Consider the following 24430-nt stretch of genomic DNA (forward strand, 5'->3'; position numbering starts at 1 on the left):
CCATGTTGCATGATGCGCGTACCGCGCTGCTGCGCAGGGGGAGGCTGCTGGCCTTGCTGGCGGGGGCGCTCACCACCCTGGGGTTTGCACCATTCAATCTATGGCCGCTGGCGATTGCCGGACCAGCCCTGCTGTTCTGGCTCTGGCTGCATGCCGGCCGCGATAGTGGCTTCCGACTGGGGCTGCTCTACGGTCTTGGGCTGATGGGCAGCGGCGTCACCTGGCTGCATGTCAGCCTGGCCCAGTTTGGCGATGTGGGCTGGTTTCTGCCGCTGTTGGTTACGGGATTGTTTGTTTTGGTGATGGCCCTCTACTACGGCCTGCTGGGCTGGTTGGTGAGCCGTATCCCGGTCGCCAAACGGCTGCGCCTTAGCCTGCTGTTCCCCGCCGCCTGGGTGTTGGTCGAGTGGCTGCGCGGCTGGTTCCTCAGTGGCTTCCCCTGGTTGCAGCTGGGCTATGCCCAGATCGATTCACCGTTGGCCGGGCTGGGGCCGCTGTTTGGCAGCCTTGGCGTCAGCTGGGCGGCGGCCTTCAGCGCCGGCCTGCTGGTGTTGATCCTGATCACAACGGCGCGGCGTACCCGACTCAAGGCGCTGGCGATGCTGGGGGGGCTCTGGGTGGCAGCCTGGGGCGCCGGCCAGATCGAGTGGAGCCACCCCGAGGGCGAGCCGATCCGGGTGGCGGTGGTGCAGGGCAACATCCCCCAGGCTGAGAAGTGGAAGCTGGAGCAACTGGCGCCGACCCTGATCCACTACGCCAAGGAGACCCGCCGCCACCTGGATGCGGATCTGATCCTCTGGCCGGAGACCGCGGTGCCGGCGTTTCAGTTCCAGGTGGAGGAGCCCTTTCTGCAGGGCATGCATCGGCTGCTGCAGGAGCAGGGCCACAATCTGGTGTTCGGTGTGGTGCAGATGGATCCGGAGAGCAAGGCCTACTACAACGCGATGGTGAGTCTGGGCAGTGAGCGAGCCCACTACCACAAGCGTCATCTGGTGCCGTTTACTGAGTATCTGCCGCTCAAGGGTTGGCTCGGCTCGCTGGTCGACTTCCTGACCATCCCGATGTCGGACTTTGCCCATGGCAGCTCGGCTCAGCCGCTGATGCAGGTGGGGGAGCACCAGGTCGGTATGTCGATCTGCTACGAGGACGCCTTCGGCAGTGAGATGATCGAGGCGCTGCCGCAGGCGGCCTATCTGATCAACGCCTCCAATGACGCTTGGTTCGGTGACTCGCTGGCGCCCCATCAGCACCTGCAGATCGCCCGTATGCGCGCCCTGGAAACTGGCCGCTATCTGCTGCGCGCGACCAATACCGGCATCTCTGCGGTGATCGGGCCGAAGGGGGAATTGGTCGGGGTCTCGCCACTGCTGCAGCGGCATGTGCTACGCAGCGAGATCCGCGCCATGCAGGGACTGACCCCCTATGCCAGGATTGGCAACTGGGGCATAGTTATCCTGATGCTGTTTGCCCTGATGGTCGCCTACCCCTGCAACTATTGGCGGGGCTCCTGAGTTTGTAGCTGCTCGGCTGTGGCCTGTTCGAGCTGCTGGCGCTCCTGCTCATATTTGATCACCTCGCGCAGCTGGAACAGCACCTCATCCTGGTCGCTCCAAGGGGCGGCGGCCGGGACGGTGACGGGTGGCGCCTCGCCGCATGCGGCCAGCAGCGCCAAAAGCAGGGGGGTGAGGCAGACCGGGGATGGGCTGAAACAGTTCATGCTGTGACTCCGCCTTAGCCAGGAGAGAGAGATGCTTAAACTATTGGATGATTCAGTTATCGCTGGGTTGATCGAAAGCTCCCGCAACGCGTCCCGTCGGCGCTCTCACCACTGTTTTCATGCCGACCACAGCGAAATGGTGCAGCGCATGGCGATGGCGGCTCAGCCCGGCACCTACTACCGGCCCCATCGCCATCTAGCCCCGTCGACCTGGGAGTTCCTGATTATACTGCAGGGGTGCTGTGGCCACCTCACCTTCGATGAGAGTGGCGCGGTGCTGAGCCGTACCGAGCTGAACGCTGCTGGGCCGGTGCGCGGTCTCGAAGTGGCGGCGGGAGTCTGGCATGCCTTGGTCGCGCTGGCCCCGGACACCCTGCTGTTCGAGTTCAAACAGGGGCCGTTCAAGCCGATCGCTGAGGCTGATTTTGCCAGCTGGGCGCCAGCCGAGGGGGAGGCGGCTGCGGCGCAGTTTGAGGCCTGGTTCCGGCAGGCTGGGGTGGGAGAGCGTCCGCCCAGGCGGGCTGACTAGTGGTAAGATCCCGCGTTTTGCAACCGTGAACCATCGATGAAGTCACTGCTGAACTATTTTGTCGATCTCTGCCTGCTGCGTGCCGCGCCGCAGGATCTGCCTGTCTCCTCGGTGTTGCTGGCGTTGACCGCGCTGCTGAATGTGCTGGTTGGGGTGCTGATGATTGTCGACTCCTCCCGTCAGCTGGGCATGGCAGTGCTGGAGAGCCTGTTCGAGGCGGGGTTGATGCTGCTCAGCCTGCAGCTGGCGCTGCGCCTCACCGGCCTGCAGCCACGATTTCTGCAGACGGCCAGCGCATTGATGGGCAGTGGTCTGTTGATGGGCCTGCTGGCGCTGCCACTACTGAGCTGGAATCAGGCGTCGGGCGGTTCAGAGGTGGGGCTGTTGTTGCTGGTGCTGGTGATCTGGAGCATGGTGGTGTTGGGTCATATCATCCGTCACGCCTTTAACCTCAGCCTCAACCTGGGGATCGCCTTCGGCTTTGTCTATACCTTGTCGGCCTGGTCGATCACCTCCACGCTCTTCCCAGTGGTGAACTGATGCATCTACACATCCTTGGTATCTGCGGTACCTTTATGGGCGGTATTGCGCTGCTGGCGCGGGCCCTGGGACATCGGGTCACCGGCTCCGACGCTAACGTCTATCCGCCCATGAGCACCCAGCTGGAGGCGGCCGGTATCACCCTGATGGAGGGCTATGCGCCGCAGCATCTGCAGCCCGAGCCGGATGTGGTGGTAGTGGGTAACGCTATGTCGCGGGGCAATCCGGCGGTGGAGTACATGTTGGAACGGGGGCTGCGCTACACCTCCGGTCCCCAGTGGTTGGCGGAGAATGTGTTACAAGGGCGCTGGGTGCTGGCGGTGGCGGGCACCCACGGCAAGACCAGCACCGCCAGCCTACTCGCCTGGCTGCTGGAGTATGCCAATCTGGAACCGGGCTATCTGATCGGCGGGGTGCCGGAGAATTTCGGCCGCTCGGCGCGGCTCGGTAAGGCGCCTTTTTTTGTGGTGGAGGCGGACGAGTACGACACCGCCTTCTTCGACAAGCGCTCCAAGTTCGTCCACTATCGGCCACGCACCCTGGTTCTTAACAATCTGGAGTTCGACCACGCCGACATCTTCGATGACCTGGCAATGATCCAGCGCCAGTTCCACCATCTGCTACGTACCGTGCCGGGCAATGGCCTGGTCATCGCGCCGGCCCACGACGCCAATCTGGCCGCCGTGCTCGAGCAGGGCTGCTGGACCCCGCTCGAGTCGTTCGATGCGGAGCGGGAGGCGACCTGGCAAGCGGCATCCGCCAGCGCCGACGGCAGCCGCTTCGAGCTGATCTGTGAGGGCAAGCCGGCCGGGCGGGTCGAGTGGGGGCTGCTCGGGCGTCACAACATCAACAATGCCCTGGCGGCGATCGCCGCGGCGCGGCATGCCGGGGTGCCGGTGGCGGTCTCGATTGAGGCGCTACGGGAGTTTCGTAACGTCAAACGGCGCCTGGAGCTGATCGGTGAGGTGGGCGGGGTGCGCGTCTACGATGATTTCGCCCACCACCCCACTGCCATCCGCACCACCCTGGAGGGGCTGCGCGGACGGGTCGGCTCGCAACGCATCATCGCGGTGCTGGAGCCGCGCTCCAACACCATGCGCCGCGGTGTGCATGCGGGTGAGCTGGCCGGGGCGCTGCAGGTGGCTGATCGGGTACTCTTCTTTCGTCCTGCTGAACTGGCCTGGGATGCGGCGACGGCGCTCCAGCCACTGGGGGATCGTGTCGCTCTGTTTGACAGTAGCGAAGCGATCATTGAAGCGTTGGCCGAGACCGCCCAGCCCGGCGATCATCTGCTGATCATGAGCAACGGTGGCTTCGAGGGGCTGCACCGACGGCTGCTGGAGCGCCTCGGGCGGGGCTAAAATACTCCAACAAGCCGCAGCAGGTTCCGGTAGGTCCGACTTTAGTCGGACTGTTCGGTTGACAGGGATTGTTCCCAACAATCTTTTTGCATTTCCTCTATCCATGGAGGTCAAGCCAAACCTACGGGCTGTTATTGATCCGCCACTTGTAACCAAGTGAAATCACGGATGATGTCGGGCACGGCCTGACCTATACATGTGCCAGATTAAATTGCCGGGTTAATAGCATCAGACGAGACAAAAGAGTTGCCGGACCATACCATGCATGATTCTAAGCCCATCGCCCTCGGTATCACCGGCGCCTCGGGCAGCGCCTACGCTCTACGCTTGCTGGAGTGCCTGATCGCGGCGGGGCGACCAGTCTATCTGATGATCTCTCAGGCCGGGCAGATCGTGTTGAATATGGAGTCCGGGCTGCAGCTGCCTTCGCTGCCGGTAGAGGTGGCGCGCATTCTGTCGGAACGTTTTCAGGCTGCGCCCGGGCAACTGCAGGTGTTTGGCCGTCAGCAGTGGATGGCGCCGGTGGCGAGTGGTTCCAATCCGCCTGAGGCGATGGTGATCTGTCCCTGTACCACCGGTGCGCTCTCCGCGGTGGCCTGCGGCGCTAGTAACGACCTGATGGAGCGAGCCGCGGATGTGATGCTGAAGGAGCGGCGCAAGCTGATCCTGGTGGTGCGTGAGACCCCGCTCTCCGATATCCACCTGGAGAACATGCTTAAGCTGTCGCGCATGGGGGCGTTGATCATGCCGGCCAGTCCCGGTTTCTATCAGGATCCAGAATCGCTGGAGGATATCGTCGACTTCATGGTGGCGCGGATCCTCGACCAGCTCGGAGTGGAGCAGCGTCTATTGCCGCGTTGGGGGGAGCCGCTTTGACAGCCGGTTATGGGCTCACTGTGGTGCGGTTGCGCCCCTCCCGCTTGGAACGGTAGAGCGCCTGGTCGACCCGTTTGATCAAGGCGCGCGCATCGTCATCAGGGTGCAGCATGCTGGCGCCGAAGCTGGCGGTGATCCGGCCCACTTGCGGGAATTGGTGCTGCGCGATCGCCTTGCGCAGGTCTTCGGCAACCGTCTCCACCACCGCGAGATCGGCCAGCGGGGTGATGATCATGAACTCCTCGCCGCCCCAGCGGGCCAGCATGTCGCTCTTGCGGATGCGCTTCTGCACCACCGCGACAGCCTCCTGCAGCACCCGGTCGCCGATGTCGTGGCCGTGGTTGTCATTGATGCGTTTGAAGTGGTCGATGTCGAACATGATCAGCCCCAGCGCGCTCTGCTGCTGCTTGGCCCATTCGATCTGCTCCACCAGTTCGTCGTCGAACTTCATCCGGTTGAAGACCTGGGTCAGGCGGTCGGTGGCGGCGAGCTGGGTGAGCTGCTGCTCCATCTCCACATGGTGGGTGATGTCGCGATGGGACTCGATGATCTGTACCACCCGTTCTCCTGTGTCGTCGAAGATCGGTGTGGCCGAGACCTCGGCGTAGATGACCTTGCCGTGACTGTCGAAATGTTTGTGGATGACCCGTGCCGGAGCTTTGGTCTTACGGATCAGCTCGATCGGGCAGGGGTCATGCTCGCCACTGCAGGGGACCTCGCGCTTGTGGGAGAGACGGTGGCAGGTCATCTCCGCATCGATGCTGGCGCCGCCGCAATAGGTCTGGCGCGCGGCGCTGTTGGCTATCTCCAGCCGATAGGTGTCGATGTTGATCACCAGGGTGGGGTCGGCGATGGTGTCCACTACGTTCTGAATGTAGTGGTGGGAGCGCTGCAGCTTTTCCTCCGCCTGCTTGAGGGGAGAGATGTCGGAGATATAGGCGTAAAAGTGGGTGATGTGACCTGCGCTGTCGCGGATCACGGAGGTGGTGTCCTGGATCCACAGGCGCCGGCCATCGGCGCTGACCAGCTGATAGGGTTTGCGCTCGAACCAGGAGCGACTGTCTGTTTGAGCTGTTTCGTTCTCTTGGATGAGTTGTTGCAGGTAGCTGGGGGCGACGATGCTGGAGAGGGAGAGTTCTCCACTCTGGAACTCTTCTGCGGTGTAGCCTAACAGAGGTTCCACGTTGCTCGAGATGTAGTCGATGGGCCAGCCGAATTCGTTGCGCCAGTGGATGACGACGGTGGGGCCGCCGATAAACAGGTCGCGCTCGTCGGCGATCTCCTGGTTGAGGTGCTGGATCTGCAGCTCCGAGAGTCTGCGTTTTTCTCGGTTGAAGGTGAGGAATATCAGGACCGCGCCCAGTATCAGAAAAAACAGTCCAAGCAGGGGATATTGACGCGCCATTTCCTGGTCGATCTGGGTCTCGAGCAACGCTTCAGGGATCTGCAGTATCAGTACAAACTCGCAGTTTTGGTAGCTGCTGGAGAGGCTTGACTGGCTGTTGGGGAGACGCATGCGGAGATGGACAAAGCGGCCCTCTGCGGTGCGGCTGCTGGCGATGCCGCGCTGTGTGATCTGCGACCAGATGAGAGGATGATCCTGTGCAAAACCGACTTGGGGTAAGTCGGGGAACATGAAGTTCCACTCCTGCAATTTGTTCGGGCTGAGCAGATACCGACCTTCACTGTTGAGCAGATAGGTTCTGCCCGGGTAGTCGCGGGTCAGGGCCAGAAAATCGTTGAGCAGATGGCGTCCCAGATAGTTGAGGATGACGATACCCCGTTTATTGCTCTGGGCGTCGCTCACCGGACTGGCCAGCCGCAGCATCGGCTTTAGCGGCAACTCCACCTCCCCGTGTTCCACATTGAGATCGAAAGGTGAGGTGTAGATGGCGCCGCTCGGCAGGCCGATTGTCTCGGTGAAGTAGTAGCGATGGGCCTTGGACTGCAGCTGGTCGGCGGGCACAATCGTTGGCTGCCCCTGATTGGCGTTGACCCGTACCCGCTCCATGCCTTCTGCATCGAGAAAGCGCACTTGGTCGTAGCGACGTTTGTACCTACTGAAGACCTTGAATGCGATGCCGGTTCGGGCGATCGCCTGAGCGCTCGGTTGCGGCTGGGCCAGCCCGTTCTGGCGAGCCTGGTCGGTCAGGTAGAGCAGGTCGGAGCGGATCTCCTTGAGATCGGTCTGCAACTGTTGGTTCAGCTGTCGCAGCAGCGTCACCGACTGGTCGTGCAGTTTTTGCTCGACCCTCTCCTGCACCTGCGCCCGCAACCCCCAATGGATCAAGCTGGCCAGCAGCATCAGGCCGAGCAGAATCAATAGCAGATGATGGGTGAGACGGTGGTTCGGTTGCATCGCTGAGTTGGGCGTCACGCTTAGCTGTTGTGTGAGAGGCTGGACACCTCACGAAAAACCACCACCGCACCTGTTATTTTCTTCTCCTCGATGATCGGGGTGCAGGTGTACTCAGCGTGGAAGTTGCCGCCATCCTTGCGCCAGAACAGCGCATCGCTGCTGCGGTGTGTCACGCCATTGTGCAACACACGGGTGATCGGGCATTCACCTTCGGGGAAGGGCTCGCCGTTGGCCCGAGTGTGGTGCCACATGGCGTGGCTGTTACGCCCGAGCATCTCATCCACCTCATAGCCCAGCAGGCGGGCCGCCATCGGGTTGACGAAACTGTGGTTGGCCTGCAGATCGAGGCCGAGAATGCCGTCACCGGCCAATTCCAGGATCAGTTCCTGCTGCTTCTGGCTGAGCCGGTTTTCCTCCTGCAGTTGTTTTATCGGGTCAATGTTGTCGATGGCTACCACCAGATATTTGATCTGCCCGCTGATATCGCGCACACAGGAGATGTTCAGCCGGGCCCAAAATGCAGTTTGGTCGGCCCGTTTAAGACGCAGCTCAACCGCGCCCTGTCTGGTGTCGCCGCGACGAATCTCGTTGAGATATCTCAGTCCCGTCGAAAGATCATCGGCAAGCAGCAGCTCCTTCAGATTGAGAGAGTGTAGCTCTCTGGCGCTGTAGCCAGTCATCTCGCAGAACTTTTGATTCTGTTTCAGGAAGGCGCCGTTGAGTGTGAGGTGTGCGATGCCCACCGCAGCTTGCTCAAAGGTCACACGTAACTGCTCTTCACTCTGCATCAGGTTTCGCTGGTTGGCCTTGAGGGTGCGGTTGAGACGGGCGATACGCCATATCAGGAGGAGTAGAAAAGTGATGATGCCGAACAGGCCAAGCAGCCAGCCCCCGTAGGCCTGAATGATGGCGCGCAAGCCGATCTGATCCGCTTGATCGTAGGGTGCAATGCTGAGTCGTTTGAGCAGATCATGCACCGATTGATAGTTCTCTGGGATGGTCCAGCCGGTGATGTGTGCGTTGCGAGCGGCGAGGTGCTCCGGTGGCAGTTCTAGCAGCGCAATGGCGATCTGTCGTGCCAGATCGTCAGAGGTTTGCGGCAGTTTGGCAAACGGCCACTCTGGATAGAGCTGGGTGCTGATGAGCAGCGGGAAATTGGGGTGACGCTGGGGGTTGATGACCCGCAGCATGCTGATCTTGAGTTTGCCCTCTTTGGCCATTCGCTCGAGGGTGTCCGAGCGCACCACGCCGACCTCGGCGTTGCCTTCCAGCACCGCCTGGGCCACTGCGTCGTGGGTGTTGTAAAACGCTACCGGACCCAGTTCTCCCCGTTTCAGACCGGTGTTCAGTATGGTGTCCAGGGCCATGATCCAGCCCCCCAGTGAGGTGGCGTGAACTGCGGCGATGCGCTTCTTCTTCAGGTCGCTCAGGCCACGGATCGAATGGTTCTCCCGATGGGTGAAGATGACGCTGCCAAATTGGGAGTTGTCGGCCTCGGTGGTGAGGCGATTGGTCAGGGTGAGGATGCGGCGCACGCCAAACTTGACCGACAGATCAACAAAGATGCCAGAGTTGACGATGACGAAGTCCACCAGATCGTTTTTCACCAGGATCGGGATGTCGTCGAACAGCATCGGCACGATGCGGAACTGGTACCCGGGCAGTTGCTGGTTAAGATAGTCGGCGGTGGCATCCCACTTGGCATGGGTCTTGGCTTGGCCGCGCTTCGCCAACACGCCGATGCGTACCTCTGGCCTGATTTCTGTATTGCCGGCGGCCTGGATGGGCGATGCTGTGGCGATCAGCAGGAGCAGACCCAACAGCGGTAGCAAAAGGTGGTAGAGGGAGATGCTGGGGGGCTTGCGTTTCATACTTCCTGACGCTGGTTTGGCGTTGGGCTTTGCGAAGGGGCGGCCAACCTGCCCGGTCGCCCAGCCTGGCCTGAAATTAAGTATAGATTCAACTATCCGAGGTTGTCGGCATGGCTTGGCTGTAATTGAATCCATTGCTCGGTGTTATTGCGATGGAGTCCGGGGGTGTTCGGTAGTGCCAATCGCAACAGCGCCTCGTTGCGATGGGGTTCGAGCGCTTTGATGGGGCCGAGGTCCTGCTCTAACATCCTGAGCGGGTTGAGGAAATCGGTATCGGTCTGCGGCAGGCTGAGCAGCCCTGCCAGATCGGGCCGGATCTGCTGCGAAACGTTGCCGATCCAGAGCGGCCGGTTGTCCGGCGCGATCCGAAAATGGCTCGACCAGAGCCGCAGCACCAGCCGTCCGCCCTCTGGCAGCGGCCTCTCCCAGCTGATCGACTCGTGCCGGCCGTCGTGCACCTGGGGCAGCAGCGGCAGCTGCTGCAGTGGTAGCGAGGGGGAGAGCAGCTGCAGCGCATTGCCCCAGTCTAACCTTGTGGCTGGTCGCCAGCCCTGTGTCTGCAGCTGATCCAGCAGCTGCGCCGGATCGCCGATCAGCTGCAGATTGAGCGGGTGGTCCAATCGGGCACGGATATCATGGCGTTGTCGGGGGATCAGGCTGCCATCATCGGCCAGCCACTCGGCTTGGCTGATCACCTCAGTGGCTGGTTGCGGCTGGTAGCGCTGCAGTTTTTCAGAGTGGTTCTGCCAGCTGTCGATGGCGAAGAGCGTGCTCAGTGCCAGAGCGGAGGCGAACATGAAGCGGCCGGCATGGGTCTCCGCCGCCAAATGGCGGTGGTAGGCAAGCCCCAGTGCCGAGATCCAGGCCAGCCCGAGCAGCAGACTACCGATTATGTCGCTCAGCCAGTGCACACCCAGATAGAGTCGTGACAGCGCCACTGCGAAGACTAGTAGCGTCACCAGGCTGTAGGGGATCCAGCGCCACTCCCGGTAGAGGGTGCGCGCAATCATCACCGCGAAGAAGCCGTAGAGGGTCAGGCTGCGCAGCACATGGGCGCTGGGGAAGGCCCAAGGGCTGAGCCCCTCGATGCGCGGCTCGGGGCGCGGCACACGCAGGCCATATTTCAGCAGTATCGGCATCAGCAATCCGAAGCCTAGCGCCGCCCCCCAGTAGCCGAGTGCCCGCCAGTTGCCCTGCAATGCCAGTAGCGCAGCCACCGCCAGGGCGAAACCCAGTATCAGCGGCAGGTCGCCGAGGTGGGTGAGGTAGACCATCAGGCTGTCGGCCCAGGGGGTGCGTAGGCTCTGCAGGGCGCTGTGGATGGCGAGGTCAGGCCCGTCGAATAGGCCGCCGCTAGTGATCAGCCCGGAGAGCAGCAGAAACAGCAGTGTGCTCAGCAACAGCAGGCTGGCCAGTATCGCCAGCCCCCGTGACTCAGGGTGATCCGGATCGCCCAGGGCGGCGGCGATCTCAGCGAAACCGCGATGGGCACGTCCCCACTGCAGGAGTGCTTGAACGATGCGGCTGGTGTGGGGTTGCAGCAGGCGGAAGATCCCCCGCGAGACGATGAGAACGATCCACAGTGCGGCGGCGAAAATCAGCAGCCAGGCCACCAGGCGGAAGGCGACCTCTGAGGCCAGCTCCAGCGAGGCGCCGAACACGATGCCCGGCAGCAGATAGGCGGGGGCCCAGACGAGTGCCGAGAGCAGATTGGCGATGAGGAAGCGCCAGGGGGGCATCTTCAGCATCCCCGCCACCAGTGGGATCACTGCCCGCACCGGGCCGAAAAAGCGCCCGAAGGCGACGCTCTTGCCGCCATATCGCTCGAAAAAATACACCCCCTGCTGCAGCGACCGGGGGTGGCGGCGGAAGGGCCAGAGCTGGTAGAGGTGCGTCTGGTAGCGGTGCCCCAGCCAAAAGCTCAGGCTATCCCCGGCTACTGCGCCGGCCACTGCCCAGCCGAACACCGGCCAGAAGGTCAGCGCACCGTTGGCGATCAGCGCGCCGAAGCCGAACATCAATACCACCCCCGGCACTAGCAGACCGAGAATCGCCACCGATTCGGCAAACGCCACCAGGAACACCAGCCAGCCGGCCCAGAGGCTGTGCTGGGCGACCCAATCGATAACCAGCTGGAGATACTCACCCATGGCGAGGGATTATAGCCAGAGCCTGTGTAGGATGCGGTGAGGAACGAACCGCATCGATTGAGGGGCTTGATTGCCGAACGCAACCGATGCGGTTCATAGGCTCACCACACCCACGGCGGTCAGGCGATCTCGGTGAAAGCCTCTGCGGTGGCCTCGATGGTGTTCTGGATATCCTCGTCGGAGTGGGCGGCGGAGACAAAGCCTGCTTCATAAGAGGAGGGGGCGAGGTAGATGCCGCGCTTCAGCATGGCGTGGTAGAAGGCCTTGAAGCGCTCCTGATCGCAGGCGGTGGCGCCAGCGAAGTCGCTGACCTTGTCGGCATCGGTGAAGAACAGTCCGAACATGCCGCCGACATGGTTCTCCGCCAGCGGGATGCCGGCAAAATGGGCCTGAGCCATGATGCCGTTGACCAGGGTCTCGACCTTGGCGGAGAGGGCGTCGAAGAAGCCGGGCTCGGCGATCAGCTCCAGAGTTTTCAGCCCGGCGGTCATCGCCACCGGGTTGCCGGAGAGGGTGCCGGCCTGGTAAACCGGGCCGAGGGGGGCAATCTGCTCCATGATCTCGCGCTTGCCGCCGAAGGCGCCCACCGGCATGCCGCCGCCGATTACCTTGCCCAGTGTGGTCAGGTCGGGGCTGATGCCGTAGAGGCCCTGCACGCCACCCAGTGCCACGCGAAAGCCAGTCATTACCTCGTCGAAGACCAGCACAGTGCCGTGCTGGTCGCAGAGTTCGCGCAGGGTCTCGAGGAAGCCAGGCTGTGGCGGGATGCAGTTCATGTTGCCGACCACCGGCTCGACGATGATGCAGGCGATCTCGTCGCCGATTAGCTCGAAGGTCTCTTTGACCTGTTCGCTGTCATTGTAGCTGAGGGTCAGCGTGTGCTCGGCCAAGGCCGCGGGCACGCCGGGTGAGCTGGGCTCGCCCAGGGTCAGCATGCCAGAACCGGCCTTCACCAGCAGCGAGTCGGAGTGGCCGTGGTAGCAGCCCTCGAATTTGATGATCTTGTCGCGGCCGGTGTAACCGCGGGCGAGGCGGATTGCCGACATGGTCGCCTCGGTGCCGGAGCTGACCATGCGCACCATATCCATGCTCGGCACTAGCTCGCAGACCTTGTCGGCCATGCGGGTCTCCAGCTCGGTGGGGGCGCCGAAGCTCAGTCCCTTGCTGATGATGGCGGCGACGGCCTCAATCACCTCGTGGTGGGCGTGGCCGAGGATCATCGGCCCCCAGGAGCCCACATAGTCGATGTAGCGTTTGCCCTCCGGGTCGAAGATATAGGGGCCGGCGGCGCAGTCGATAAATACCGGGTCACCCCCCACGCCACGAAATGCCCGCACCGGCGAGTTGACGCCGCCGGGGATGTGTTGCTGGGCCTGGGCAAAGAGGTCGTGGGAGCTGCTCATGTGGGTGAATCCTCCGCTTGGAATAGGGATTGAAAGGCTTGGCAGACGATTTTGATGTCGGGCTGGCCGAAGATGGCGTGGATCACTGCCAGCATGTCGGCGCCTGCATCTATTAATGGCCGGCCATTCTCCGGCGTAATGCCGCCGATGGCAACCAGCGGCAGGGCGATCTCGTGGCGTGCCTGGTGCAGCAGCAGTGGCTCGGCCTGCACCGCTCCGGGTTTTGTCTGTGAGGGGAAGAAGCGGCCGAAGGCGACATAGTCGGCCCCGGCTGCGCTGGCCTGTTGCGCCAGCTGTAGCTGGTTGTAGCAGGAGACGCCGATGATGGCGCGCTCACCGAGTTGGGCGCGGGCCTGCTCGATGTCGGCATCGTTACGCCCCAGATGTACGCCGTCGGCGCCGCTGGCCAGGGCCAGCGCCACATCATCGTTGATCAGTAACAGGGCGTTGTGTCGGTGGCAGCGGCCGGCTAGGGTCCGTGCCTCGGCCAGGCGGCGCACCGGATCATCGCCCTTGTCGCGATATTGGATCACCCGGGCGCCGCCCTGCAGGGCCTGCTCGACCTGTTGTGGCAGCGGCAGTCCGCCCCCCAGCTTGGGATCGGTGATGGCATAAAGGCCGTGCAATCGATCGTCCCTAGTCATGCTTGAAACCTCTTTCCAGTTGATAGAGCCGGTCGGGCAGGGATTGGCAGCGGCCGCTACGGAAGCCCTGGGCCAGGCTCTGCCAGGTGAACGCGAGAGCGGCGTTGACCGCATCTTCCAGCGATTCCCCCTGCGCCAGCCTGGCGGCGACAGCGGCGGCCAGGGTACAGCCGGAGCCGTGATATTCGCCGGGCAGCCGCTGCCAATTGGAGCGCTGGCGGCGGCCGTCGGCGAGGTAGAGAGTGTTGATCACCTGTTCATCGGCCTCGTGGGTGCCGGTGATCAGCACTCCCTGGCTGCCTTGCTGCAACAGCTGCGCCGCACACTGCTCCAGTGTCTGTGGGCCGTCGGCGAGACGTCGCGCCTCCGGGCTGTTGGGGGTGATCAGGGTGGTCAGCGGCAGCAGCCGCTGGCGGATCGTTTCCAGCAGCAGCTGTCCCGCGAGCGGAGTGCCACCGCCGGCGGCCAGTACCGGGTCGAGCACCAGCGGGATCTGCGGGTGGGATGCGAGCAGCCCGGCCAGCGCCTCGGCGATCTCGACGCTGCCGATCAGACCGATCTTGATCGCCCTGACTCGGCAGTCCGCCAGTACCGCCTCGACCTGGGCGAGCACCTGTTGGGCGGGCAGCGGCGCTAGCGCCTGCACGTTGCAGCTGTCCTGAAAGGTGATGCAGGTGATCGCGCTGGTGCAGTGGCAGCCGTTGGCAGCGACCGCTTCGATGTCGGCCTGGATGCCGGCACCTCCGCTGGGGTCGTGGCCGCCAATCGCTAGCATCACTGGGATCTTGGGAGGGAGAGAGTGCATCGGCGGATTGTATACTGGAATCTTCGTCGAGTGGCCGTTTGGCTGGTCAGCGGGGTACTGCCTGCTACACTGCCTAATTACCAAAACCGTTTTATCAGGCAGGGGGCTTACCTGCCCTGTTGAAGTTCTAGCGGAGTTGGCCTGGGCAGAAGTCTGGCTTTGGCCACTGAGAGGGAGGGAATTCTATGAGTCCACAACATAGAGAGCTGGCTAATGTCGCGCGTGACTACTGCGAGATGGTCGAGACCGTGGAGTATATCGATGAGCAGTGGATTGATCTGGTGGCGACGCTGTTGCCTCGGCTGCATGCCGCGGTCTCGGCGCTGGGGACCGTCGGTCTGGTGAGTAAACGCCATACTCGGGTCGACCTGGATGCCCGTTTTGAGTTCTACAGCAAGTTGCGCAGTCTGTTGGGTGAAAAAGACAGCTATTGGCTGGAGTTCGATGTGGCCGAAGATGGCCAGTCGAAGAGCGGCAGTTTGGCGGATGACCTGACCGATATCTACTGCGAGCTCAAGGAGGGGCTCAACCTGATGGAGGGCGAACCGTCACAGGCTCTGGAGGGGCTGCGCGTCGGTTACCATCTCCACTGGGGGCGGCATCTGATCGATGCGCAACGCCATCTGTACGAGCTGCGCTCAAGCTATCAGATCGACCTCTGAGTTGGCTCTGAGCGGGAGTGCCGGCCAGGACTCTAACGCGCCATAACCCGCCGGCTTGCTGGGTTTTGGGTGATTTGCCGAGCGATCCTTGCTAGACTCCCCGACCTTTATGAATTTTGTAGGAGATCCGGCATGAGTATGAATACCCTGACAGAGAGTGACCTGACTCTGACCGCGATTGCCCAGGAGAAGATGGGCGAGCTGTTTCAGCAGGTTGAGGACAATATCGAAGGCGTCCGGGTATTTGCCATCCCAGGCGGCTGCAGCGGTGTCAGTTTCGGTATGACCTTTAGCGATGCCATCAACGACAACGACGGCGTGCTGGCATGCGAAGGCTTCAAGGTCATCGTGGACGACGGCACCATGCAGTATCTGCGCGGCGTGGAGATCGACTTCGTCGATCGTGGTGACGGCAATCAGAGCTTCGTCTTCAATAACATGCAGCCGGTGGGCGGCAGTGGTTGTGGCTCCTGCGGCTCTTCTCAAGGTGGTGGGTGCGGCTGATTGGGTTAGCACTCGGTTGTCGGAAAAGCCTGCATGGCATCTGCCCTGCAGGTTTTTTTATGCCTAAAGAAAAGTTGGGGTGACGGATTGCATGGGCTGAAGTCGCCCCCTATGCTTGCCGAGCGTTGAATCAGGAGCGAATGGCAATGAGTGGCAAGTTGATCGATCTGGTGGTGATAGGCGGCGGCATTAGTGGCCTGGGGATGGCTCATTTTGCCCGCAACCGGGGCTTGCAGGCGCTGGTGCTGGAGGCCTCGAGGCAGCCGGGTGGCTGTCTGCGCAGCCACTGTTTTGAGCGGCCCGAAGGTGCGGTGTGGGCAGAGTTGGGCGCGCATACTTGCTACAACAGCTACGGCAATCTGCTGCAGATGCTGGAGCAGTCAGGACAGTTGCAGAGTTTGCAGGCGAAGCAGAAACAACCCTATCGACTCTGGGTTGGCAATGCTATCAAGTCGATTGCCTCGCAGTTCAACTGGCTGGAGCTTTCTGCTGTGCCGCTACGGCTCCTGTTGTCGAAGAAGGCGGGACGCAGTGTGCGGGACTATTTTGGCGGCATCATCGGGCGGCATAACTACCAGCGTTTTCTCGGCCCGGCGTTGGATGCGGTGGCTTGCCAGCCGGCGGATGATATTCCTGCCGAGAGTCTGTTCCGCAAGAAACCCAGGCGCAAGGAGATCCTGCGCAGCTATACCGGGCCCCGCGGGGTGCAGAGTTTTGTCGATGGCATAGTTGCCGCGGGTCTGGATCTGCGCTGTGACCAGCCGGTGGTGCGGATCGAACAGAGTGCAGAGGGGTTTCAGGTCGAGACAGCGGATGGCTCGCGTTTCGCTGCCCGCAAACTGGCGCTGGCGATCGCCCCGGATCAGGCGGCCAAACTGTTACGGCAGTTGCGGCCTGAGCTGGCCGAACAGATTGGAGCGGTGCAGATGGCAGAGGTCGAGTCACTGGCGGTGCTGCTGAAGGCGGAGAGCCTGGGTCTGGAGCCGGTGGCCGGTATCATCGGGCGGGATGGGGATTTCTATTCGGCGGTCTCCCGGGATCCGGTCCCCGATCCCAATTATCGTGCCTTCACCTTTCACTTCCACCCCGGAGTGCTCGATGATGAGGGGAAGGTGCAGCAGATCTGCCAGGTGTTGGGGGTCGAGCGGGCTGCGCTGCTCGATCAGGTCGCCCATCAAAATCGTTTACCGGCGCTGAGGTTGGGGCATGCCGGGATCATCGAGACGGTGGACCGTCTGTTGGAGAGTGATTCGTTGGCGCTTACCGGCAACTGGTTTGCCGGGGTTTCGATTGAGGACAGTCTACAGCGTTCGGCTGCCGAGGCGGCGCGGTTGCTAGGTTGAGCAATTTGTTTTGGCTCAGCCCGATCGATCCTCCTTTTCGCCGGCATCGTGGTAGAGCTGTTGCAGGATATCTTTCCGACGGTTTTGCTCTATGCCCCTTCCGTTTCGGCGGAACAGCCCGCCTAGTCGATGTATGAGTTTTTTCAGGGTCCGCCAGATCTTCGGTAGCAGCCAGGCGACGAGCAGGATAAAGAGTGCCAGCAGGACGAGGAAGGTCAGCGGATAGTGGAGTGCGGTCCAGAGGCCGCCGATCACCACTAGATCCTCTGCAATCGATGCGGTCCAGTTGGTGACGGGTTCCGGTGAGATGTTGATCAGTACCCGGGAGCTGGTCTTGGTCAGGTGGCTGCCGGCCGCCAGGGTGCCGCCGGCAAGCGCTGCGGCCAGTTGTGCCGCTTCCGACACCTCGAAGCCGCTGGCGGCTCCGGCAGCCAGGATGGCGCCGGCGGGGATGCGCACAAAGGTGTGCAGCACGTCCCAGCCGGTATCGACGCCGGGGGTCTTGTCGGCAAAGAACTCGATGCAGTACATGATGCCTGCCACTCCCATCAGCAGCGGGTCAGACAGTACCTCTAGCCCTGGTGGCAGTATTACGTCTCCTGTTGCCCCCAGATAACCTAGCATGAAGACTGCGGCGTAGAGATTGATGCCCGCGGCCCAGCCGGCGCCGAGTGTTAATGCCAGTATCTCGATGGTTTCCATTTAGATGATCCGTGTCGTATCGCCCATCCCTTTACTATGGGGGATGGTGGCGGTCTTTCCAACGCCACTGGGGAAATGCTCGGCCAAACTGGCCGCGCGCTTCCGATTTTTTTCTCCTCTCCGTATGATGGCGGGCTCTGTAATAATCGTAGAGAGGGCGCAGGTGGCTATGATCAAGGTGGGTATCGTTGGGGGGACGGGCTATACCGGAGTGGAGCTGCTGCGCCTGCTGGTGAATCATTCGGCAGTCCAGGTGGTGGTGATTACCTCTCGTTCCGAGGCCGGGCGTCCGGTGGCAGATCTGTTTCCCAATCTGCGCGGGCATCTAGATCTAACCTTTACCGAACCCGATCCGGCGCTACTTGCGAGCTGCGATCTGGTGTTCTTCGCCACCCCCAATGGCATCGCCATGCAGCAGGTACCTGAGCTGCTGGAGGCCGGTGTCCGGGTGATTGATCTGGCCGCCGATTTCCGGATCAGCGACCAGGCGCTCTGGGAAAAGTGGTACGGCATGCAGCACGCTTGTCCTGAACGGCTCGCCGAGGCGGTCTATGGTCTGCCCGAGGTGAACCGTGAAGCTGTGAAGCAGGCACGCTTGGTGGCTAATCCCGGCTGTTATCCTACTGCGGTGGGATTGGGCTTCCTGCCTCTGGTGGAGCAGGGGCTGATTGAGCTGGATCATCTGGTTGCCGACACCAAGTCGGGTGTTAGCGGCGCGGGTCGTGGCGCCAGTGTCGCCGCCCTGATGGGCGAGACCGGTGAGAGCTTCAAGGCTTATGCGATCCCTGGGCATCGTCATCAGCCGGAGATTCGCCAGACCCTGATGCGGGCGTCGGGGGGCGATGTGGGGCTGACCTTTGTGCCCCATCTGGTACCGATGATCCGGGGCATCGAGGCGACGCTTTATGCCCGGCTGAAGGATGTCTCGCTGGATCTGCAGGCGCTTTTCGAAAAACGCTACGCCGATGAGCCGTTTGTTGATGTGATGCCGGCGGGATCACACCCTGAGACCCGCAGTGTACGTGGGGTGAATCACTGCCGGATCGCGGTGCATCGGCCGTTGGATGGTGATGTGGTGGTGATCTCCACGGTGATCGATAATCTGGTCAAGGGAGCTGCGGGTCAGGCGGTACAAAATATGAATCTGATGTTTGGGTTGGCAGAGGATGCGGGTCTTGAGCAAGTCGCGTTGCTGCCGTGAGGGGCTATGAAAGCTAAAGAGAGATTCAGTTCACCGAAGATCGTCGCAAATAAAACGTCGATCGGACAAACCTGGGGGGTGTTGCTAGTGCTGATGTTGCTTGCTGCCGCCGGCTGGGGCGGTTATCAGTTGGGCGGTGAGCGGCTCTCGTCAGAGACGCTTCAGACGCATGCTGAGATGCAACAACAGCTGGCCGCGGTTGAGGCGGAGCGCAATGATTTGCGCCGCCAGCTGACCATGGCGGAGCAGGCGGCGCAGGTCGACAAGGAGGCGTTGGCGTCGGTCAAAGCGGAGATCGAGGCGCTGCAGGATGAGCGATTGAAGATGGAGGAGGAGCTGGTCTTCCTGCGAGGCATCGTCTCCACCAGCAAGAAAAAAGAGGGGCTCAAGGTGCAGGGCTTTAAGCTTGAGCCGGGGCTGGAGGCTGGGCAATTTAATTACAAGTTTACGGTTAGCCAGGTGCTGAAGAATGGTCAGGTCGCCAAAGGGCGGATTCTGATCAGCGTCGAGGGGGTGCAGGATGGCAAGGTAGCCACCTACAACCTGGATGCACTCGCGGACAAAAGTAGTGCGAGCATCAAGATGCGTTTTCGCTACTTTCAGAATGTAGAGGGTGTGTTGCGCCTGCCCAAGGGTTTCGAGCCGGCCCGGCTGATCATCGAGGTGAAACCCAGCGGTAAGCGGCTGGCGCCAGTCAGTGAGAGTTATCCCTGGTCGCCAGTTTCCTGAGATAGAAATAGATATTCCGAGGTACGGTAATGAGAAGACCACGATTTCGAGCCCCCAAGATAGCCACAGTAATCGGTAAAGGCACCCACATCCTGGGTGACGTGACCTTTAGTGGCGGTCTCCACATTGACGGCACCATTAAGGGCAATGTCACCTCGGAAGGGGGTGAGAAGGCGGCCCTGACAGTGAGTGAATCCGGCACCATCGAGGGGGATGTGCGGGTCACCAACCTGATGCTGAATGGCAGGGTGATCGGTGATGTGTTTGCCAGCAATCGGGTGGAACTGGCGCCCAAGGCGCGGGTGACCGGCACTGTCTGCTATGATCTGCTGGAGATGTCGATGGGCGCGGAGGTGAATGGCCAACTGGTGCATTCGCAGGACGCAGAGCCGCGCCGGCTTGGCTACGATGAGCCTGCGGTCGATCAGGATGAACTGTCGGGAGATGAGTTGTCGGCGAGTTCCTGAGAAGGCCTGCAGATCCCAAATACTTGATTGAAATCCTTGGTTAAAGCATACTTCTTTCATTATCTCACGTGCCGGTGCTCCGGCTAAGCGAATGGTAGGTTATCGAAGATGAGTACCGTAGAAGCAAGCAATGAATCTCTTTTGGTCTTTACTTCGGCCGCTGCCGCCAAGGTCTCTGAGCTGATCAAAGAGGAGGGCAACCCGGATCTGATGTTGCGCATCTATATCCAGGGTGGAGGCTGTTCCGGTTTTCAGTACGGCTTCAGCTTCGATGAGAATGAAGGCGAGGGGGATGCCAAGGTGGTAACCGACGGGGTGACCTTGCTGATTGATCCGATGAGCATGCAGTACCTGGGCGGGGCCGAGGTGGATTACACTGAGGGGCTGCAGGGCTCCCAGTTTGTGATTCGCAACCCCAACGCCAGTACCACTTGTGGCTGCGGTTCATCCTTCTCTGTTTGAGTCTGGATTCAGGCTGAAAAATGGGCGCTTCGGCGCCCTTTTTTGTGCCTGAAATCTGCCGGATCAGGCAGGGTAGATGCCGCCCAGAATCACCGGCTGACTCGCGCCGGTGACGCTTGGGAGGTTGCCGGGCAGGTGTTTCAGGGTGCGCTGGGCGAGCCAGGCAAAGGCGGTGGCCTCGATCCAGTCCGGATCCACGCCGACATCGGCGGTACTGGTGACCTTCAGGCGGCCTGCGTGGGCACGCAACCGAGAGAGCAGAAAACGGTTGTGCACACCGCCGCCGCACACCAACATCTCATTGGCTTGGGGGCAGTGACGCGTCACCGCTTGCATCACGCTGACGGCTGTGAGTTCGACTAGGGTGCTCTGTACTGTTTCCACAGGTAGCTCATGTGCTTGCGGATGAGCTTCCAGCCATTTCAGATTGAAATGGTCCGTGCCAGTGCTTTTCGGCAGACCGCGTTGAAAATAGGGCTCCTGCAGGAGTTGGTTCAACAGTTTTTGGTCGACTCTGCCACTGGCTGCCAGGGCGCCGTCCTGATCATAACACTTCCCAAGCTGATGTTCGATCCACTGGTCGAGCAGCACGTTGGCGGGGCCGGTATCGAAGCCCACAATCGTGGCAGCAGGGTCGGCGGGTAGCCAGGTGATGTTGGCGATGCCGCCGAGGTTGAGGATTACCCTGTTGCGTTGGTGGCTGCGCAGTACCACTTCATGAAAGGCGGGGACCAGCGGGGCCCCCTCGCCACCTGCCGCCATGTCGCGGCGGCGAAAATCTGCCACCGTAGTGATGCCGGTGCCCTGGCTGATGGTGTTAGGGTCGCCGATCTGCAGGGTAAACGGCACAGTGAAGCAGGGGCGGTGGCGGATGGTTTGGCCATGGCTGCCAATCGCGGTGATCGATTCGGTCGGGCAGTTGCTCGCCTCGAGCAGGGCATTCACCGCTTCGGCAAAACAGCGACCGACGCGAATGTCGAGCTGGCCCATCCGGTCGATCTCATTCTCACCCGGGGTGGTCAGTGCGGCCAGTTCTGTCCGCAGTTTGTCAGGATAGGGGTGGCTGTGGCTGGCGCGTAGACTTGGGACCGCGCCGGCCAGATCGACCAGCACGGCGTCGATGCCATCCATGCTGGTGCCCGACATCAGGCCGATATAGAGCGCCTCAGTTGGCATCCGCGAGCATTGTGCGGCTGAGAGTCTCCAGCTGAGCCAGTAGATCCTGGCTCTTCATTTCGAAATCGGCGCGGTACTTTTTTGCGATCGGCTGGGCGGCGGGGAGTTTGACGGTCAGCGGGTTGCGGTGGACGCCGTTGACACGAAATTCGTAGTGCAGGTGTGGCCCGGTGGCGAGCCCGCTTTTGCCCACATAGCCGATGATCTGCCCCTGTTTTACCCGGCTGCCACTCTTCGTCTTTTTATTGTAGCGGGAGAGATGAGCATAGAGCGTGGTGTAGCGTTGCCCGTGCTGGATGATGACGGTGCGGCCATAACCACCCTTGCGGCCGCGGTGGATGATCTTGCCGTCGCCGGCGGCCTTGATTGGAGTGCCGATCTTGGCGGAGTAGTCGACGCCGCGATGCGGGCGTTTTTTGCCGAGCACCGGATGCCAGCGGGCCCTGGTGAAGCGGGAGGAGATGCGGCGGAAGTCCACCGGTGCGCGCAGGAAGGCTTTGCGCATGCTACGGCCCTCCGGGGTGAAGTAGTCGGAGTGGCCGTTCTCGTCGGTATAACGCAGGGCGCGATAACGGCGCCCCTGATTGACGAACTCGGCGGCGAGGATAGCGCCGTCGCGCAGTTTGTCACCGTTCAGGAACTCCTCCTCCCAGATCACGCTGAAGTGGTCGCCACTGCGGATCTCCAGAGCGAAATCGATGTCCCAGCCGAAGATATTGGCCAGCTCCATGATCACTGATTCCGGCAGTCCCGCCTGTTTGGCGCTCAGATAGAGTGAGTCCTGGATGGTGGCGCTGCGATGGGTGGTGCGGCGCTCCACCTGTTTGGTATCTGTGCGGGCGCTGAAGCTGTCACCTTCAATTTCGATAATCAGGCTGTTGATGCGGTCGTGATCGAGGATCAGCGAGCGGAATGCGTTGCTGCTGTCGCGGCCGATTCGCAGGGTCTCTCCCGGCTTGATGTGGGTGAGTTGCTTGGCGGTTTTTGATGAGTTGACGATACGGTGCAACAGGGTCGGACTGAGCGCCTGTTCGGAAAAGATGCTTGAGAGGGTATCGCCGGAGCGGATGGTGTGGTTGCTCCAGCTGAGACTCTCCCGGTCCAGTGCAGGTGCTTGAGTGACGATGCTCTTGGTGCGGGTGGTTGTGCTGGGCTGTGCGGCGGGTTGCTCGCTCCGCCTGGGCTTGGCGGTGGGAGGTGGTTCTGGCAGGGTGGTCGAGCTGCTTTCATCCCCCAGGTCGGGCAGCTTAAGCGGCAGAGTGATCTGCCTGCTGGGTCTCTTCTGGATATTGCTGTCGGGCTGTGGCGCGCTGGGCGCTGGCGCTGGCGCTGGCTGGCCCCCGCTAACTTGCCAGAGTAGAAGGCCGACGCCTGCGGCAATCAGGATTGCGCCGCCAACAAGCAGTCGCAGAAGCGGAGATCGGCGAGAGCGCCGGCTTTCCAAGCGGAAATTTTTGAAATCGCGCATAGGCCTGAATTGAGGCGTGATGAGATGGATGATTTGGGGAAAATACAAGAAAGCGCCGGGCCGGGGCAAGTGAGGTTGTTGGGCACGGTTCGCTAAACTTATATTTTGGGAATCATTTTAGTAGAGTTGGCGGCCAATTATTTTGACTTTCTAGGTGGGCTTGATGGCGGATATAGATGCGGCGCTGGAAACTATTTTGCGGGGTACCGATGAGGTGCTGCCGGAAGATCTGCTGATTGAAAAGCTGAAGAGGGGTAAGCCACTGCGAGTGAAGGCGGGATTTGATCCAACGGCGCCGGATCTGCATATCGGGCACACGGTATTGGTGAATAAGCTGCGCCAGTTTCAGGAGCTGGGTCATGAGGTGTTGTTCCTGGTTGGCGATTTCACTGCGATGATTGGCGATCCGACAGGTAAGAGCGCGACCCGGCCTGCCCTGACTCGGGAGCAGGTGCTGGAGAATGCTCAGACCTACGAGCACCAGATCTTCAAGATTCTTGATCCGGAGCGGACGACGATTGTCTTTAACTCCTCCTGGATGGGGGAGATGCGGGCCGCTGACCTGATCCAGCTGGCCGGCAAGTATAATGTCGCGCGGATGCTGGAGCGGGATGATTTCAGTAAGCGTTACAGTTCCGGGCAATCGATCGCGATCCACGAGTTTCTCTATCCATTAGTACAGGGTTATGACTCTGTGGCGTTGAAGGCCGATGTAGAGCTCGGTGGTACTGACCAGAAGTTCAATCTGCTGGTGGGGCGGGAGCTGCAACGGCAATACGGTCAGGAGCAGCAGGTGATCCTGACCATGCCAATCCTCGAGGGGCTGGACGGGGTGCAGAAGATGTCCAAGTCGCTTGGCAACTACATTGGCATCACCGATGCGCCAGAGGATATGTTCGGCAAGATTATGTCGATTTCTGATGATCTGATGTGGCGCTATCTGGAGTTGCTGAGCTTCAGGCCGATGTCAGAGATAGAGTCATGGCGGGTAGAGATTGAACAGGGCCTCAACCCCAGGGACGTAAAGATTCGACTGGCAAAAGAGCTGGTCGGTCGCTTTCATGATGAGGCGGCGGCGGAGGCGGCGCACCAAACGTTTGTTTCGCGTTTCCAAAAGGGGCAGATTCCGGATGAGATGGCGGAGTTTGAGCTGTCGGCTGGTGAGGGCCTGCCGATCGCCAATCTGCTCAGGGATGTCGGCCTGGTGAAGAGCACCTCGGAGGCGATGCGCATGATCAAGCAGGGCGCGGTAAAGATCGACGGAGAGAAGATTGGGGATACCAAGCTGCGCCTTGAGTCGGGTGAAGGGCTTGTCTGCCAGGTAGGCAAGCGTCGATTTGCGCGTGTAACGCTTGTTTGATGGTGAGGTTTGAGGCTTGAAGGGGAGAGGATGCAATTAGAAGGCATTAGGTCTTGACGGGGAGGAAGATGGCCGTATAATGCGCGGCTCTTTCGGGGTGA

Annotated in this window: 23 protein-coding genes; 13 read left to right on the forward strand and 10 right to left on the reverse strand. The window is 61.2% G+C overall.

The window, feature by feature from the left end:
* Positions 1 to 2 precede the first annotated feature (2 nt).
* Positions 3 to 1511: an apolipoprotein N-acyltransferase gene (gene lnt / locus Ga0074115_RS01040; protein ID WP_057955943.1), complete on the forward strand. Its 1509-nt coding sequence runs from the start codon at positions 3 to 5 to the stop codon at positions 1509 to 1511.
* Here the strand turns inward: lnt and Ga0074115_RS01045 are convergent.
* Entirely contained in the window at positions 1493 to 1717 is a 225-nt protein-coding gene (locus Ga0074115_RS01045; protein WP_057955944.1) for a hypothetical protein, read from the reverse strand. The two genes, lnt and Ga0074115_RS01045, sit on opposite strands and share 19 nt — an antisense overlap.
* A 31-nt stretch (positions 1718 to 1748) precedes the next feature.
* On the opposite strand from Ga0074115_RS01045, the gene Ga0074115_RS01050 reads away from it, so the two are divergent.
* The 4 genes from Ga0074115_RS01050 to Ga0074115_RS01065 all read left to right on the forward strand — a co-directional run bounded on the left by Ga0074115_RS01050 (position 1749) and on the right by Ga0074115_RS01065 (position 5023).
* Positions 1749 to 2246, forward strand: a complete 498-nt coding sequence (locus Ga0074115_RS01050; protein ID WP_057955945.1) for a WbuC family cupin fold metalloprotein — start codon at positions 1749 to 1751, stop codon at positions 2244 to 2246.
* A gap of 36 nt (positions 2247 to 2282) precedes the next feature.
* The gene (locus tag Ga0074115_RS01055; RefSeq protein ID WP_057955946.1) at positions 2283 to 2786 is read left to right on the forward strand and encodes a hypothetical protein; all 504 of its coding nucleotides are present in this window, start codon (positions 2283 to 2285) and stop codon (positions 2784 to 2786) included.
* Positions 2786 to 4147 carry a UDP-N-acetylmuramate:L-alanyl-gamma-D-glutamyl-meso-diaminopimelate ligase gene (gene mpl / locus Ga0074115_RS01060; protein WP_057955947.1) on the forward strand — a complete coding sequence of 454 codons (1362 nt, stop codon included), beginning with the start codon at positions 2786 to 2788 and terminating at the stop codon, positions 4145 to 4147. Before Ga0074115_RS01055 ends, mpl begins: the two co-directional genes overlap by 1 nt.
* A 261-nt stretch (positions 4148 to 4408) precedes the next feature.
* Positions 4409 to 5023: a flavin prenyltransferase UbiX gene (locus Ga0074115_RS01065; RefSeq protein WP_057955948.1), complete on the forward strand. Its 615-nt coding sequence runs from the start codon at positions 4409 to 4411 to the stop codon at positions 5021 to 5023.
* Positions 5024 to 5030: 7 nt separating this feature from the next.
* Here the strand turns inward: Ga0074115_RS01065 and Ga0074115_RS01070 are convergent, their stop codons facing one another.
* The 6 genes from Ga0074115_RS01070 to thiD all read right to left on the reverse strand — a co-directional run bounded on the left by Ga0074115_RS01070 (position 5031) and on the right by thiD (position 14225).
* Positions 5031 to 7400, reverse strand: a complete 2370-nt coding sequence (locus Ga0074115_RS01070) for a sensor domain-containing diguanylate cyclase (RefSeq protein ID WP_157292595.1) — start codon at positions 7398 to 7400, stop codon at positions 5031 to 5033.
* Positions 7401 to 7402: 2 nt separating this feature from the next.
* Positions 7403 to 9253, reverse strand: coding sequence for a PhnD/SsuA/transferrin family substrate-binding protein (locus tag Ga0074115_RS01075; RefSeq protein ID WP_060528111.1), 1851 nt, complete (start codon positions 9251 to 9253; stop codon positions 7403 to 7405).
* A gap of 92 nt (positions 9254 to 9345) precedes the next feature.
* Positions 9346 to 11403, reverse strand: a complete 2058-nt coding sequence (locus Ga0074115_RS01080) for a bifunctional DedA family/phosphatase PAP2 family protein (protein WP_057955372.1) — start codon at positions 11401 to 11403, stop codon at positions 9346 to 9348.
* 119 nt (positions 11404 to 11522) lie between these two features.
* On the reverse strand, positions 11523 to 12806 hold the full coding sequence (gene hemL / locus Ga0074115_RS01085) for a glutamate-1-semialdehyde 2,1-aminomutase (protein WP_057955373.1): 1284 nt from the start codon (positions 12804 to 12806) through the stop codon (positions 11523 to 11525).
* A complete protein-coding gene (gene thiE / locus Ga0074115_RS01090; protein ID WP_057955374.1) occupies positions 12803 to 13450 on the reverse strand; it encodes a thiamine phosphate synthase in 648 nt (215 codons plus the stop codon). Before thiE ends, hemL begins: the two co-directional genes overlap by 4 nt.
* Complete coding sequence (gene thiD, locus Ga0074115_RS01095) at positions 13443 to 14225, reverse strand: bifunctional hydroxymethylpyrimidine kinase/phosphomethylpyrimidine kinase (RefSeq protein WP_232432841.1); 783 nt, start codon at positions 14223 to 14225, stop codon at positions 13443 to 13445. Before thiD ends, thiE begins: the two co-directional genes overlap by 8 nt.
* Before the next feature lie 215 nt (positions 14226 to 14440).
* Between thiD and Ga0074115_RS01100 the strand changes: the two genes are divergently transcribed.
* From Ga0074115_RS01100 to Ga0074115_RS01110, 3 genes are all read left to right on the forward strand, one after another.
* Complete coding sequence (locus Ga0074115_RS01100) at positions 14441 to 14917, forward strand: DUF5063 domain-containing protein (RefSeq protein ID WP_057955375.1); 477 nt, start codon at positions 14441 to 14443, stop codon at positions 14915 to 14917.
* A 132-nt stretch (positions 14918 to 15049) separates the two neighbouring features.
* Complete coding sequence (locus tag Ga0074115_RS01105; protein WP_057955376.1) at positions 15050 to 15421, forward strand: HesB/IscA family protein; 372 nt, start codon at positions 15050 to 15052, stop codon at positions 15419 to 15421.
* A gap of 146 nt (positions 15422 to 15567) precedes the next feature.
* Positions 15568 to 16764, forward strand: a complete 1197-nt coding sequence (locus Ga0074115_RS01110; RefSeq protein WP_057955377.1) for a protoporphyrinogen/coproporphyrinogen oxidase — start codon at positions 15568 to 15570, stop codon at positions 16762 to 16764.
* A gap of 15 nt (positions 16765 to 16779) precedes the next feature.
* On the opposite strand, the gene Ga0074115_RS01115 is transcribed toward Ga0074115_RS01110, so the two are convergent.
* Positions 16780 to 17466 (reverse strand): DUF4126 domain-containing protein, encoded by a 687-nt coding sequence (locus Ga0074115_RS01115; RefSeq protein ID WP_057955378.1) that lies wholly within the window; start codon positions 17464 to 17466, stop codon positions 16780 to 16782.
* A gap of 169 nt (positions 17467 to 17635) precedes the next feature.
* On the opposite strand from Ga0074115_RS01115, the gene argC reads away from it, so the two are divergent.
* The 4 genes from argC (at position 17636) to erpA (ending at position 20325) form a co-directional block, all read left to right on the forward strand.
* Positions 17636 to 18667: an N-acetyl-gamma-glutamyl-phosphate reductase gene (argC, locus tag Ga0074115_RS01120; RefSeq protein ID WP_057955379.1), complete on the forward strand. Its 1032-nt coding sequence runs from the start codon at positions 17636 to 17638 to the stop codon at positions 18665 to 18667.
* 6 nt (positions 18668 to 18673) lie between these two features.
* A complete protein-coding gene (locus Ga0074115_RS01125; RefSeq protein WP_057955380.1) occupies positions 18674 to 19396 on the forward strand; it encodes a DUF6776 family protein in 723 nt (240 codons plus the stop codon).
* 29 nt (positions 19397 to 19425) lie between these two features.
* The gene (locus Ga0074115_RS01130; RefSeq protein ID WP_005961671.1) at positions 19426 to 19863 is read left to right on the forward strand and encodes a bactofilin family protein; all 438 of its coding nucleotides are present in this window, start codon (positions 19426 to 19428) and stop codon (positions 19861 to 19863) included.
* A gap of 108 nt (positions 19864 to 19971) precedes the next feature.
* Positions 19972 to 20325 carry an iron-sulfur cluster insertion protein ErpA gene (gene erpA / locus Ga0074115_RS01135; RefSeq protein WP_057955381.1) on the forward strand — a complete coding sequence of 118 codons (354 nt, stop codon included), beginning with the start codon at positions 19972 to 19974 and terminating at the stop codon, positions 20323 to 20325.
* A 63-nt stretch (positions 20326 to 20388) separates the two neighbouring features.
* On the opposite strand, the gene Ga0074115_RS01140 is transcribed toward erpA, so the two are convergent.
* Positions 20389 to 21501 (reverse strand): anhydro-N-acetylmuramic acid kinase, encoded by a 1113-nt coding sequence (locus Ga0074115_RS01140; protein ID WP_057955382.1) that lies wholly within the window; start codon positions 21499 to 21501, stop codon positions 20389 to 20391.
* On the reverse strand, positions 21491 to 22969 hold the full coding sequence (locus Ga0074115_RS01145) for an OapA family protein (protein ID WP_060528113.1): 1479 nt from the start codon (positions 22967 to 22969) through the stop codon (positions 21491 to 21493). Before Ga0074115_RS01145 ends, Ga0074115_RS01140 begins: the two co-directional genes overlap by 11 nt.
* A 163-nt stretch (positions 22970 to 23132) precedes the next feature.
* Here Ga0074115_RS01145 and tyrS point away from each other — a divergent pair, with 163 nt between their 5' ends.
* Positions 23133 to 24329 carry a tyrosine--tRNA ligase gene (gene tyrS / locus Ga0074115_RS01150; RefSeq protein ID WP_057955384.1) on the forward strand — a complete coding sequence of 399 codons (1197 nt, stop codon included), beginning with the start codon at positions 23133 to 23135 and terminating at the stop codon, positions 24327 to 24329.
* Positions 24330 to 24430: the final 101 nt, after the last annotated feature.

Source organism: endosymbiont of Ridgeia piscesae (assembly GCF_001443665.1).
Classification (GTDB): Bacteria; Pseudomonadota; Gammaproteobacteria; order Chromatiales; family Chromatiaceae; genus Endoriftia; species Endoriftia persephonae.